Origin of the sequence: Acidisoma sp. L85 (genome assembly GCF_009765865.1) — a bacterium.
Classification (GTDB): Bacteria; Pseudomonadota; Alphaproteobacteria; order Acetobacterales; family Acetobacteraceae; genus Acidisoma.
In genome coordinates, this window is the sequence record NZ_LMUQ01000012.1 from 96,339 (window position 1) to 109,000 (window position 12,662).

The 12,662-nt window shown below is 65.9% G+C and carries 16 protein-coding genes; 2 read left to right on the forward strand and 14 right to left on the reverse strand.

Annotated features, from left to right (window positions below):
* Positions 1-25: 25 nt before the first annotated feature.
* The 8 genes from GSQ83_RS01905 to bla all read right to left on the reverse strand — a co-directional run bounded on the left by GSQ83_RS01905 (position 26) and on the right by bla (position 6,150).
* Positions 26-1,087 carry a hypothetical protein gene (locus GSQ83_RS01905; RefSeq protein WP_158801023.1) on the reverse strand — a complete coding sequence of 354 codons (1,062 nt, stop codon included), beginning with the start codon at positions 1,085-1,087 and terminating at the stop codon, positions 26-28.
* Positions 1,088-1,206: 119 nt separating this feature from the next.
* Positions 1,207-1,722, reverse strand: a complete 516-nt coding sequence (locus GSQ83_RS01910) for an adenine phosphoribosyltransferase (protein ID WP_158801024.1) — start codon at positions 1,720-1,722, stop codon at positions 1,207-1,209.
* A 79-nt stretch (positions 1,723-1,801) separates the two neighbouring features.
* Positions 1,802-2,356, reverse strand: a complete 555-nt coding sequence (locus tag GSQ83_RS01915; RefSeq protein ID WP_158801025.1) for a hypothetical protein — start codon at positions 2,354-2,356, stop codon at positions 1,802-1,804.
* 129 nt (positions 2,357-2,485) lie between these two features.
* A complete protein-coding gene (locus GSQ83_RS01920; protein WP_158801026.1) occupies positions 2,486-3,028 on the reverse strand; it encodes a gamma carbonic anhydrase family protein in 543 nt (180 codons plus the stop codon).
* Between the two features lie 10 nt (positions 3,029-3,038).
* On the reverse strand, positions 3,039-3,968 hold the full coding sequence (gene argC / locus GSQ83_RS01925) for an N-acetyl-gamma-glutamyl-phosphate reductase (protein WP_158801027.1): 930 nt from the start codon (positions 3,966-3,968) through the stop codon (positions 3,039-3,041).
* 14 nt (positions 3,969-3,982) lie between these two features.
* Positions 3,983-4,501 (reverse strand): 30S ribosomal protein S9, encoded by a 519-nt coding sequence (gene rpsI / locus GSQ83_RS01930; protein ID WP_158801028.1) that lies wholly within the window; start codon positions 4,499-4,501, stop codon positions 3,983-3,985.
* Between the two features lie 2 nt (positions 4,502-4,503).
* Positions 4,504-4,968: a 50S ribosomal protein L13 gene (rplM, locus tag GSQ83_RS01935; RefSeq protein WP_158801029.1), complete on the reverse strand. Its 465-nt coding sequence runs from the start codon at positions 4,966-4,968 to the stop codon at positions 4,504-4,506.
* A gap of 237 nt (positions 4,969-5,205) precedes the next feature.
* Positions 5,206-6,150 carry a class A beta-lactamase gene (gene bla / locus GSQ83_RS01940; protein ID WP_158801030.1) on the reverse strand — a complete coding sequence of 315 codons (945 nt, stop codon included), beginning with the start codon at positions 6,148-6,150 and terminating at the stop codon, positions 5,206-5,208.
* 168 nt (positions 6,151-6,318) lie between these two features.
* On the opposite strand from bla, the gene GSQ83_RS01945 reads away from it, so the two are divergent.
* Together GSQ83_RS01945 and GSQ83_RS01950 are read left to right on the forward strand one after the other, a co-directional pair.
* Positions 6,319-6,774: a CoA-binding protein gene (locus GSQ83_RS01945; protein ID WP_158801031.1), complete on the forward strand. Its 456-nt coding sequence runs from the start codon at positions 6,319-6,321 to the stop codon at positions 6,772-6,774.
* A 102-nt stretch (positions 6,775-6,876) separates the two neighbouring features.
* Complete coding sequence (locus GSQ83_RS01950) at positions 6,877-7,764, forward strand: DUF2076 family protein (RefSeq protein ID WP_158801032.1); 888 nt, start codon at positions 6,877-6,879, stop codon at positions 7,762-7,764.
* Positions 7,765-7,964: 200 nt separating this feature from the next.
* Here the strand turns inward: GSQ83_RS01950 and GSQ83_RS01955 are convergent, their stop codons facing one another.
* From GSQ83_RS01955 to GSQ83_RS01980, 6 genes are all read right to left on the reverse strand, one after another.
* The gene (locus GSQ83_RS01955) at positions 7,965-8,561 is read right to left on the reverse strand and encodes a hypothetical protein (protein WP_158801033.1); all 597 of its coding nucleotides are present in this window, start codon (positions 8,559-8,561) and stop codon (positions 7,965-7,967) included.
* Positions 8,558-9,136: a hypothetical protein gene (locus GSQ83_RS01960; protein ID WP_158801034.1), complete on the reverse strand. Its 579-nt coding sequence runs from the start codon at positions 9,134-9,136 to the stop codon at positions 8,558-8,560. Before GSQ83_RS01960 ends, GSQ83_RS01955 begins: the two co-directional genes overlap by 4 nt.
* The gene (dapE, locus tag GSQ83_RS01965; protein ID WP_254065448.1) at positions 9,133-10,263 is read right to left on the reverse strand and encodes a succinyl-diaminopimelate desuccinylase; all 1,131 of its coding nucleotides are present in this window, start codon (positions 10,261-10,263) and stop codon (positions 9,133-9,135) included. The genes GSQ83_RS01960 and dapE overlap by 4 nt, the downstream gene beginning before the upstream one ends.
* The gene (gene dapD, locus GSQ83_RS01970; protein ID WP_158801036.1) at positions 10,260-11,102 is read right to left on the reverse strand and encodes a 2,3,4,5-tetrahydropyridine-2,6-dicarboxylate N-succinyltransferase; all 843 of its coding nucleotides are present in this window, start codon (positions 11,100-11,102) and stop codon (positions 10,260-10,262) included. Before dapD ends, dapE begins: the two co-directional genes overlap by 4 nt.
* Positions 11,103-11,160: 58 nt before the next feature.
* Positions 11,161-12,018, reverse strand: a complete 858-nt coding sequence (hpnK, locus tag GSQ83_RS01975) for a hopanoid biosynthesis-associated protein HpnK (RefSeq protein WP_158801037.1) — start codon at positions 12,016-12,018, stop codon at positions 11,161-11,163.
* A 133-nt stretch (positions 12,019-12,151) separates the two neighbouring features.
* Positions 12,152-12,658: a hypothetical protein gene (locus GSQ83_RS01980; protein WP_158801038.1), complete on the reverse strand. Its 507-nt coding sequence runs from the start codon at positions 12,656-12,658 to the stop codon at positions 12,152-12,154.
* Positions 12,659-12,662 lie beyond the last annotated feature (4 nt).

The window sequence follows — 12,662 nt, forward strand, 5'->3', positions numbered from 1 at the left end:
CGGCTGCTACCTGGCCAATGGCCGCCTAGCCCAACCGCGCGGCCGAGCGTTGCTGAACCATCCGGTTGATCAAGGGGATCGCCGGCGCCCCAGCGAGGACAGCAGCGAGATGCGTTGCAGCCGCGTTATTCGTGAGCAATCGCACATCCTGCGGGTCGCTCACCGAGGCAACCGACAGACTGTCATCGACGATACCCGCGCCGCGCCGCCACTCGGCGAGCGCGGAAGGTCGCAGCAGATCCGGTAGCGTCGCGACGAAGCACGTGCGCGCGGCTGAGGCAGCCGCGTCATAGGCCGCCAGGCGCGTGGCCGTCGGCACAATCCCGTTCGCTTTGAGAAATTCGCTCAGCGTCGGCACGGATGGCAGCAGAGGGTCGCGAACCGCCGTGCCATCCGCCCCGGTAGCTCCAAGGGTCATAAGCGGCGCGATGCCCTGGTTGCGGAGGCTTGCGAGCGCCTCTCGAACCTTCGGGCCGCTTACCAAGGCATAGTCGATCGAGCCGCCGCGCAAGGCCTGGCCGATATAGTCCAGCGTGGGCGCGGTGGGCGCCGGAACCGCCCGGATGCCAAGCAGATCAAGCGCGAGCAGCGCCGCAAGCTCCGGGCCGACCGGGTTCGTCGCCGCGAGACGCACGGGCTGCGACCCGCGCATCAGCGGGCCACGACCAACCAGCACCGCCGGCGTCACGCCCGCCACAATCGCAATCCAATGACCAGGGTCGAACTTCACCCGGCCGTCACCGCGCAGCCATGCCAGTAGCGCCGCGCCGGGCGCGAACATCAGGGTTGCCCCATCGGGTGCGATGCGCAGTCCGAAAGCATTGGCGACGGTCACGCCATCCGGCCCGCCCATGTCGTCGTGCCGGGCAGCCGTGCCGCGCGGCAGGCCTTGCAGCAGATAGGGGCCCAGCAGCTTGGCCCAGCCAGAAATATAGCCGTGCGCCGGGCCGCTGGTCAGGAAGGTGACACCGTCCGGGAAGCCCACCGGTTCGGCGATCGTGGCGGCCCGCGCGGCGGACATGCTGAGGAGCGGCAACCCAAGGCTCGACACCAGAAGGCGACGGCGGTCGATCAATTTCGGAGGCATCGGAACCCCTTCCTCCTAGCGCAGGATGAGTTCAAGCGGAATCGCCTAACAATGCGACTCGGCTGATAGACCTAGGCGTCGTTCCACCCGAGGACAAATTTGGTGAGGTTTGGCCGCCTTCAGCTGTCGTAGCTCAGAAGCGCCTGGAACGGGACGTCGAGCTGTTTGCGCCCTTCGAGGAAAGTCAGTTCGATCAGCGTCATCGCCGCCGGCACCTCGGCGCCGACCGTACGCAGCAACCGGATGCCGGCTGCCAACGTCCCGCCCGTCGCCAGAAGATCGTCAATGACCATCACTCGGGTTCCTGGTGCCACCGCATCGGCCTGGATCTCGATCCGGTCGCGCCGATACTCCAGCTCGTATTCGAGGCTGACAACCTCGCCCGGCAGCTTGCCCGGTTTGCGCAGCATCACGAAGCCGCAGCCGAGCTTCAACGCGAGGGGTGCGGCAAAGAGAAAGCCGCGGCTTTCAATGCCCGCCAGCATGTCGGGTTGGTAGCTGCGGATGATACGTGCCATGCGGCCCATCGCGACCTGCCAGGCATCCGCATCCCGAAGCAGGGTCGAGATGTCATAGAAAAGAATGCCGGGCTTAGGAAAATCGGGGATCGCCCGGATGTGATCTTTGAGGTCCATCCGGGCTGTATAGCGGAGGACCCGCGCGGAGCAAGGCGGGCATCCGTGCCCGCCTGTCCCTCAGCGCGTGAAACTCGATTTAGCCAGGCACGGTGAAACTAAAGGCGTAGGCGTCGGCATGCGTCGTCGCGTTATTGACCGTCGGATTAACCGGGATGTCGGCTAGCTTCGCCTGCACCTCGGCAGGCGGAACCGTGAAGATCGGCGTCGCCAGCAGCGTCTGCACCGCTGCTTGATCATTGGCGCGATAAGCTTGGGCGAGGTTCAGCATCGTATCGACCACAGCCTGCGACGGAGCGTCGGGGCTGATCCCCACATAGGCTCGGATGATCTTGCGGGATTCGAGCATCTGGGCGCGCCACAGCGCGGGCATACTGGTCGTCCACCTCGGCGAGGTGTTGAGCTTGCCGCCCATATAATCGAGTGCCGCGATCGCATCCGCGGCCTGCGCCGGATCCTGCATATGGCGCCCAAAATCATAGGCCGCGATATTCAGCGAGCGGACATCGATGTCGCCGTTGGTATGCAAGGCACCCGGCGGCATCGTCGCCGTATTGGGCAGTCGAGTGGCATACCCGCAGGATGCCAAAGCCATAAGCGTCGCGGCCGAAAGAAGCAGGCGGAAGCGCGTCATGGCATCACCCAACCAGAAGTTCAGTTACACTACGTGCGATGGCGACGTGCGGATGCAAGCCAACGCTCCTCGGCCGCGCGCAACTTCGCGAGGCCGGGCTCAACCGACGTGAACACGGCAGCGACGGCTTTATTCGCTCGGGCTCAACCGTGACGTCCCGACCCGGTGCCGTTCGGACAACTGCACGTAGTGCTCGGCCGTCGCGGCGAAGCCGGCAAGCTCCGCCTCGCTCATGACGCGGACGAAGCGAGCCGGCGCGCCAGCCCACAGCTCATTGCGGCCGATCCGCTTGTTCGGCGCCAGCAAGGCGCCCGCCGCAAGCAATCCGCCGGCCTCGATCACGGCGCCGTCCAGCACGGTGGCGCCCATGCCGACGAAGCCGCGATCCTCGACCGTGCAGGCATGGACGATCGCGGCATGCCCGACCGTCACGTCATCACCCAGAATGCAGGGATGCGTCACGCGGTTCACATGGAGGATGGACCCGTCCTGGATATTGGTGCGCTTGCCGATGCGGATGAAGTTGGTGTCGCCCCGCACCACGCAGTGATACCAGACGCTCGACCCCTCGCCGATCTCGACCCGCCCGAGCACAATGGCGGTCGGCGCGATCCAGGCTGTCGGATGGATATCAGGCTCCGTGCCCTCGAACCGATAGACGCCGCCGCTCATGGCCGCCGCCTCATGCAAGGCCGAGCATCAGCCGCAAGTTCTGCACCGCGGCGCCCGAGGCGCCTTTGCCGAGATTATCCAGCGTGGCGACAAGCACGACGTGGCCATGGCCATCATGCGAGACGACGGCAAGCTCCATCGCATTGGTATCGTTCAGCACCTCAGGCTCCAGCCGGGTCAGCGAACCAGAGGTCACGCGAATCTCTGCCGCGTCCTGATAATGTGTGGAGAGCACGGAGACCAGATCGCGTGTTTTTGGCTTGCTCGGCAGCGCATCGAGATGCAGCGGCACCGAGACCAGCATGCCCTGGCGGAAATGCCCGACCGACGGCACGAAGATCGGCCGGTGCTGCAAGCCCGAATGCCGCGTGATCTCCGGCACATGCTTGTGTTCGAGCGTCAGACCGTAAAGCTCGAAAGCCGGGCCGCCCTTGGCCTCATGCGCCTCGATCATGCTACGGCCGCCGCCGCTATAGCCGCTGACCGCATTGATGCTGAGAGGATAGTCGGCCGGAACCAAACCCGCCGTCACCAGCGGGCGCAGCAGGGCGATGGCGCCCGTCGCGTAGCAGCCCGGGTTGCTGACGCGCGCGGCATCAGCGATTCGCGCGCCCTGCCCAGGTTCCAATTCCGGAAAGCCATAGACCCAGCCATCGCCCACGCGATGGGCACTGCTCGCGTCGAGGATCCGGGGCGCCTCGGCACCCAGCGTATTGGCCAGGGCCACCGCCTCGCGCGCCGCCTCGTCCGGCAAGCAAAGCACAACGACGTCGGCTTCCGCCATCAGCATCAGCCGCGCCTCGGCATCCTTGCGGCGCCCCGACGCAATGCTGAGGAGGGCGATGCCAGGCATGCCCTCCAGCCGCTGACGAATGCCGAGGCCGGTGGTGCCGGCCTCGCCATCGATGAAGACCCGCGGCCGCCCTGCCGTATCCGGCATGGTGGCTGTACCCGTCAGCGCTTGCTGAACTGGAAGCTACGGCGAGCCTTGGCGCGACCGTATTTCTTACGCTCGACCGTGCGGCTGTCGCGGGTGAGGAAGCCCGCCACCTTCAGGATGCCACGCAAGGCCGGCTCGTAATAGCTCAGCGCCCGGCTGATGCCGTGCCGCACCGCGCCCGCCTGGCCGGAAAGACCGCCGCCCGTGACCGTGCAGATCACGTCGAACTGGTTGTAGCGGTCGGAGACCAGGAAAGGCTGGGTGATCAGCATTCGCAGCACGGGGCGGGCGAAATACTGCGCCGCCTTCTTGCCGTTGACGATGATCTCACCCTTGCCCGGCTTGATCCAAACGCGAGCAACGGCATCCTTGCGGCGGCCGGTGGCATAGGAACGGCCGAAAGCATCGCGCTTCGGTTCGACATGGACGACCTCGCGCTCGGCGGCGACGGCGATCGGCGCATCCTTGAGGTCGGCAAGCGTGCCGGTGCGGACCGGGGCCTCGATCTCGGCTTCCATCTGGGTCTCGGACATGGTCAGACCCTCCTGTTCTTGCGGTTCAAGGCGCCGATATCGAGGGCAGCGGGCTGCTGGCCGGCATGGGGATGCTCATCGCCTGCGTAGACATGCAGGTGGCGCATCTGCTGCCGCTGCAGCGGGCCGCGCGTGATCATGCGCTCGACCGCCTTCTCGATGACGCGCTCCGGATGCGCGCTGTTGAGGCGCTCACCGAGGGTGCGCTGCTTGATGCCGCCGGCATAGCCGGTGTGCCAGTGGAAGATGGCCTGCTCGGCCTTCTTACCCGTGACCGCGATCTCTTTCGCGTTGATCACGATGACATTGTCGCCGCAATCGACATGCGGGGTGAACTGGGCTTTGTGCTTGCCGCGCAAATAGGTCGCGATGATGACGGCGAGACGCCCCAGCACCAGACCCTTAGCGTCGATGAGCACCCAGTTCTTGCGAGCCTCGGAAGGCTTCAGCGAGAGGGTCGTCTTCATCCTAACTCAGTCCCTTGAAGAATGACCGCCTTATGATGGCGTGGCCTGAAAACGTCAAGGGATTTGCCATGCGGTATTATGATACCGCAGTCGCTCAGGACCCGTTTGATGACAAGTCTGCACCGGCCCTCACCCCCACCCGGCCACCCATCAGCATACCGTCGTGGGTGGCCGGGTGGGGGTGAGGGCCGGTGCAGACTTGGGAAATGCGCGAGCAGCGCATTTTCAGACAGTGGCTTAGGCCCTGAGTTCACCCACGATGGCGCCCACAGCCGCGAGCGCGGCGTTGCGCCGGGCCGCCGGAACGGTCGTATCCGTGAGAAAAGCGGCGACGAGGATTGGCGCTCCACTCGAGGGCCAGACAATGCCCACGTCATTCGTGGTCCCGTAGCCGCCGGAGCCGGTTTTGTCACCGATATGCCAGCCCTTCGGCAGCCCAGCCTCAAGGCGGCCGGAGCCAGTCTTGCAGCCGCGCATCCAGGTCATGAGCTGCGCGCGGGATGGGGCGGAAAGCTTGTTGCCCTGCAAGAAGGCCAGCAGGTCCGAGAGCATGGCCGCCGGAACGGTGGTGTCCTTCGGGTCTCCGGGTGTCGCCTGATTGACGTCCGGCTCGCCGCGATCTACCCGCGTGGCGTCGTCACCGATGGAGCGGATATAGGCCGTCAAGGCGGCCGGGCCGCCGAGGAACGACAGCAGGAGATTGCCGGCGGTATTGTCGCTCCGCGTGACGGCGGCGTCGCAGAGATGCGCGAGCGACAGTCCCTTCCCGCCGATATGCTTCAGCGTGACCGGTGAACCGTCGAGGACCGCGTGCCGTCCGTAAACGATCCGGCGGTCGAGATCGGCCTTCCCGGCATCGACCAGAGCAAGCACCGCCGCGGCCGCGAGCAGCTTATAGACGCTGCACAGGGGAAAGCGCTCGGCGGCCCGGTAGCCGAGCAGGCTCCCGCTACCCATATCCGCGATGGCGACCCCGAGCCGCCCGTCACTTGCCGTTTCGATGGCTGCCAGCCGCTCGGTCATCGCGGGACTGGTCGCCCCAGCTGCCGGAGAGGCGCCTGCTGGTGTGGCGGCGGTGGGTGCTAAGGGTGCTGCGGTCCCAGCCATTGCGGAGCGGCCGTGCAAAGAACCCAGGGCGAGCGCGGCGCCGGCGCTCAAACCCAGATCTCGTCTCCTGATCATCGCCTCTTTCCTATATTCGGCTTACGTGGAAGCTTCCGCACGCCGCGCCTTAAGGTTCCACGAATTGACCTGCGTTAAACTGCGCCGCGAAGTTAGCAGGGTGATGCCCTCAAGCCGCCACTGTTAGCAACGACACAAGCTCGCAGAACGAAAAGGGAGATCAGCGCCATGAGCGTCCCAAGCGTCACGTCCGGTCCCGCCACCACCGACGATGACATTCGCGCGGCCTTGACGGGCTACCGCCGCGTCGCTCTGGTCGGTGCTTCAAACAAGCCGGAACGGCCCTCGCACGGCGTGATGGGCTTCCTGCTCCGCCATGGCTTTGACGTGACACCCGTCAATCCCGGCCTCGCCGGACAGACGATCCACGGCAAAACCGTGGTCGCGACCCTCGACGAGGCTGGCCCGCTCGAGATCGTCGATATCTTCCGTGCCTCCGAGCATGTCGCGCCCGTAGTCTCCGATGCGATGCGGCTGGGCGCGCACGTGGTCTGGATGCAGCTGGGCGTGATCGACCGGCAGGCCGCGGACAAGGCGCGCGCCGCCGGTCTGACCGTCATCATGGATCGCTGTCCGGCGATCGAATGGCCACGGCTCGGCCTTCCGAACCGCGGCGGTCACTGACCCCGTGCCTTCGCGCGTGTTGCGGATCGCCCTCCGCAATGGAAATATCGCGCCGCTCGCCCACATCTTCGCGGCGACCGAAATTTGGAACGAGGTTCCGACATGAACTCCGAAGAACGCGACATCATCGCCCGCTTCGTGCAGCGGGTGGCCGGCGCGCCCTCTGGCGGCTCCGTGCCCGCCACGGGTGGTCAGCCGCTGCCGCCACTGCCGCCGCTGGACCCGGAGGCCGATCAGCATCTCTCGACGCTGTTTGGCCAATACCCCGAGGCGCGCTACCGGATGACCCAATTCGCCTTCGCGCAGGAACATGCGCTCGAGGCGGCGGGTCAGCGCATTCAGCAGCTTGAGCAGCAGATGCAGGCGCGCCAGCCTGTTCAGCCCGGTCAGATGCAGGGTCAGGGCCAAGGCCAGCCGAGCGGCTTCTTCAGCCGGCTCTTTGGCGGCCCGCCCCAGGGGCAAAGCCAGGGGGCGCCCTATGCGCAACCTTATCAGGGCCAGCAGGGCTTTGGAGGTCCGCCGCCGGGCTATCCGCCTCAGCAGGGTTATCCGCAACAGGGCTATGCGCAGCAGGGTGGACCTGGCTTTGGCGGCGGACTCGGCGGCATGCGCGGAGGCTCGGGCTTCCTCGGCTCCGCATTGACCACGGCAGCGGGCGTCGCGGGTGGCGTGATGGCCGCGAACGCGCTGGAAGGGTTGTTCTCCGGCCGCGAGGGCGGACTCGGCGGAGCGGCTGGCGCCGGCGGCAACACGACGATCATCGAGGAAGCGCCCCAGGGCGCCACGCAAGATCAGGGTTGGGGCAGCGACCAGGGCGCCTGGAACCAGGGCGCTGGCCAAGGCCAAGGTGCGGATCAGAGCGGCTGGACCACCCCGGACGACAGCGGCGGCTTCGCTCAGACACCCGACCAAACCCAGCCGGATCCCGCAGCCGATGACAATGGCGGCGGCTGGGACGACGGCAGCAGCAACAACAACGACTGGGTCTGAGCAACTCGCCCGCTTCCGAGCGACATCCCTAGTACGGGATGTCTCACGCTCATACCACTACGTCATCCTCGGCGAAGGCCGAGGATCCACGCCTTGCCTTAGGCGACGAAGGCAAGGCATGGATGGCGCGGGGTGCCCCGCACGCCTTCGCGTGCCATGACGGGGCGTCGGGCCGTCGTTAAGGACTAATTCCCCTTTCCCTAACCAATAGAAAGCCCCTGGGACGGCAGCGTCGCAAGCAGTCCCAGGGCGACCGTCAGCCCGACATCCACCACGACCAGGAAAGCGGCCGCCAGCGGCGTCGCCTCCAAGGCCAGACGCGCGACATACCATTCGAGCCACAGCGCCCAGCCAAAGCCCACCAGCGCGGCGGTCTCGGCCACAATCGGCTGGACGTGAAACAGCGTCGGTAGCCCGGCGACCAGCAGCAAAACGTATTGCGCCAGGTTGCACCAGTTCCATGCCGTGATGTAGCGCGGCCATTTTCGCTCCTGCCCCATCTGCCGAAGGATGGGGCGAGAGAGCAGCACGAACCCCGTCCAGCCGATGACATAGGACAGAAGATCAATCGCCAGGGCGTGGGAGGTCTCCGCCGGTGCGACACCCGCGATCCAATCCAACAGCCGCAACAACACGAATAGGGGGAGGGCGATGACGGCAGTGATGAAGCTCCGACGGGTCGCGTCTTCGTCGGAACCGAAAAAAGCGATGCCGCGCTGTTTTCCGATGGTCAGAAGCGCGATCCCATGCGCGCCACGAACCATCTCGGCGCCAAGCCGCCGCAAGTCCGACTTCATCCAGCGCCGCCGATAAGATAGCGCTGCGCGAGTTGCGGCCCGACGGCCAAAACCATCGTGCCCAGATTCACCACGATGACGAGCACCGCCGAACGGCCCGGCGGCAGGCCGAGGCCATGCCGCGCGAGGAACCAATGCAGCCACAACGCATAGCCAGCGAGCAACAGCAACCCGATCAACCCAAGCACGGCAATCGGCGCACCGGCATGCAGCAGCGCCGCTCCGATGAGCAGCAACACGGCGGCGATCAGCGGCAGCATCCACTGGCACCAGTTGAAGGCGGTGGCGAAATGCGCCCACATCGCCTCGCGCCGCCAATACCGTGCCAACGCATGCGAGATCACTGGCGGCGCCAGCACAGCGCAGAGCGTGGCAAGGAAATCGGTGGCGGCGTCACGCGGCAGGCCGCGCGACAGCATGAGCAGACTGCCGACCAGGGGAAAGGCGATCATCGGCGCCAGGCTCGACAGGAAATCCTGTGCGCCAGTGCCGATCTCGTCGAACCCCTCGACCCGTCCCCGGCAGAGCAGCACTACGCCGCGCAGCAGATTGCGCGGCTTCGCGGAAGCCTTCATCGGCCGAAACTCTCCAATACGGCCTGATAGGCGACGGCCAGCGCGCGCAACTCAGCAACCGGCACCTGTTCATCCACCATATGCATTGTCGCGCCGACCAAGCCAAACTCGGCCACCGGGCAGAGCCGCGTGATGAACCGCGCATCCGAGGTGCCGCCGCCTGTATCCAGCCGCGGTTCAGCACCGAAACTCGCTTTGATCGCCCGCGCGAGCGTCGCAACGTGGCTGCCTGGATCAGTCAGAAAGCTGCCGCCGGTGTGATGCACGGCAACCTCGGAACGGGGCGCATGGGCCGCGACGGCCTCGCGAATCCAGGCTTCCAGCGAGGCGCCGCTATGCTCGTCGTTGAAGCGGATATTGAGCCGCGCGCGCGCCTCAGCCGGGATAAGGTTCGTCGCAGGGTTGCCCACGTCGATGCTCGTCACCTGGAGGCTTGACGGCTCGAACCAGCGGTTGCCCTCATCCAGCCGGCGCCCGGTCAACACCGCCAGAATCGCCAGCAAACGGTGGACCGGGTTATCCGCCCTCTGCGGGTAGGCGACGTGACCCTGCACGCCGCTCACGGTGATCGCCGCATTCAGGCTGCCGCGCCGGCCGATCTTGATGACCTCGCCGAGCCGCGCGGGGTTGGTCGGCTCGCCCACCAGGCAGAAGTCGGGCACCTCGCCATGATCCCGCATCCAGTCGAGCACACGGGTCGTGCCATCAAGCGCCTCGGCTTCCTCGTCGCCCGTTATGAGCAAGCTAATGGACGATGGCGCCGTGCTGGCTTCGATAGCCCGAGCCGCGCCGGCGACGAAGGCCGCGATACCGCCCTTCATATCGCAAGCGCCTCGACCGTACAGGATCCCATCCTCGATCTCGCCCCCGAAGGGATCGTGGCGCCACCCCTCACCCGGCGGCACGACATCCGTGTGGCCAGCGAAGCAGAAATGCGGTCCCGCCTCGCCACGCCGCGCGTAAAGATTATCGATGCGGCCGAAGCGCAGGTGGTGAACCGTGAAACCCAGTCTCTCCAGCGCCGCCGCCAGAACCGCTTGCGCGCCACCATCCTCCGGCGTGACGGACCGGCAGCGCAGCAGCGCCTGCGCTAGGCCGAGCGGATCGCGGAGGTCCCCTTCGCTCACGTTCTGAGCAGCTCGTTGATGGAGGTCTTCTCCCGCGTCCGCGCGTCGACCCGCTTGACGATGACCGCGCATGCGAGCGACGGGCCGGGAGTGCCATCGGCCAGCGCCTTGCCCGGCAGGCTGCCCGGCACCACCACTGAATAGGCCGGCACGCGGCCATAGCTCACCGTACCGGTCGCGCGATCCACGATCTTGGTCGAGGCGCCAAGAAACACGCCCATCGAGATGACGCTGCCGCGCTCGACAATGACACCCTCGGCGACTTCCGAGCGCGCGCCGACGAAGCAGTCATCCTCGATGATCACCGGATTGGCCTGTAGCGGCTCCAAGACGCCGCCAAGGCCGACGCCGCCGCTGATATGGCAATTCGCCCCGACCTGCGCGCAGCTCCCGACCGTCGACCAGGTGTCGATCATCGTCGAGGCGCCGACATAGGCGCCGACATTTACGAAGCTCGGCATCAGCACAACGTTTTTGCCGATGAAAGCCGAGCGGCGCACTACCGCGCCGGGCACCGCGCGGAAACCGCCCTCGGCAAAGCGGTTGTCGCCCCAGCCCTCGAATTTCAGCGGCACCTTGTCGTAGCCCGGACCACCGCCGCCGGCGCCCGGCATGACGATCGAGTCGTTGAGGCGGAAGGATAGCAGCACCGCCTTCTTGAGCCATTGATTGACGAGCCAGCCCTGCGGCCCCGGCTCGGCGACCCGCGCCTCCCCCGCTTCCAGCAGCCCCAGCGCCTGCTCGACCGCGTCGCGATCGGCGCCGCGGGTGGCGGAGGAGAGATCCTGCCGGCGCTCCCAGAGCGCATCGATGGTCGCGGCCAGGCTCTCGGTCGTCATCGCCACTTCTCTCCTCAGCGTGAAGCGGCCGGACCATGCAAGCGGCGCGGAGGCGCTGTCAACGCGATGCGGCGTAGGTCGTACGCAGGACACCCTCACGTTCGAGGGCGGCTGGCAGCCGGGGGCTGAGCAGCGCCGCGAGTTCGGCCTCATGCTCGTAATCCGGCATGAGGCGGTCGAGCAGCGGATCGCGCCCGGCTGCCGGATGGAAGTAGATCTCGCTGAGGCCGGGCGGCAGACGCGAGATCAGCCGCAGCACGCGAGCGGTGGTCATATGGCCACTCCAGGCGAGGCCGAAGACATGGTCGTTGGCGACGAGCCCGGCGCGACGCGCCTGGGCGCGCAGCAGCCGCGTCCAGCCGAGCAGCGCGCGGGCGCCCGCTGTCAGTGGCGCGCCGAGTTCCGCCATCACCGCCGCCGGTTCAGCCGGGATGCGAAGCGCGCGAAGGCCATGCGCCAATCCGGTCTCGATCAATAGCCGCCCGACGAGGGGATGCATGTGCATATGTTTATGCGCGTTGGCGTGATCGAGCGTCAGGCCGCTCGCCGCGAAGGCCCGGTATTGCGCCGCGATCTCGGCGGCGAGTTGCTGCCGGGTGGCTGGACTGAAGGCATAGCGCCGGCCGAGGGCGAATTGTTCGCTGGGGAACTGCCCATAGACATCCACCAGATCGGGGATCACTTCGGGTGACAGCACCGCAGGCCCCTCGATCACGACGAGGTGCAGTCCAACGCGCAGGTCAGGCAGCCGCTTTGCGCGCCGGATTGCATCGGCGGCGGCATCTCCGGCGACCATCAGGCTGGCGGTGGAAAGGATGCCCTCGCGATGCGCCCGCTCGATGCCTTCATTGACGGCGAGGGAGAGGCCGAAATCATCGGCCGAGAAGATGGCGCGGCGGCTGTAGTCGGACGCCATCGGAACCACCTGCTAGGGACGGCCGGAACTCTGGATCGAATGCGGCCACGATAACATAGATGATTGAATGGCAATTGCTCAGATCAAGTCCGAGGATGAGCGCCCAGCATCAACGTTTTTTTGGCAATTGCGCCTAGCGCCTCTCGTTCTTTGCTTGTGCGAACGCACCGCGATCTAGTGCGCGGTGCGTACCGCCAGGAACGGGAATTTGAACGAATCGATTGGTGCTAATCCGATCTACTTGTCCCGGCCGCTTTTGGGCCCGCGGCGGAACTAGGTTAACTTCCTCGTCCCAGGCAACCAATTTGTCGTATTCGACACGGATCTCCTTCCACATCTTGGTCAACGAGAGGTTCGGACCGAGGCGCAGCAGAAGGCCATATTTCACGTCGCGCCCTAGGACGCCTATAGGCGCGTCGACCAGTCTGCGCTGCTGTTCAATCAGTTTTTTCCGTTCAGACGGCGGCAAAGCCTGGAAATTCAACTTCTTCCGGAACTCCCCCGTATTGATAAACACGTGAGTATTGCCGGGGCCAGGATGGTTGACGAACTCATGTGTTCCGACCTGCGTAAAACCACCCGGCTTCGGCGCGTCATTCATATGGGCCAAGCGTGGCAGACCATTAATTGTAGCAGCCATGTCC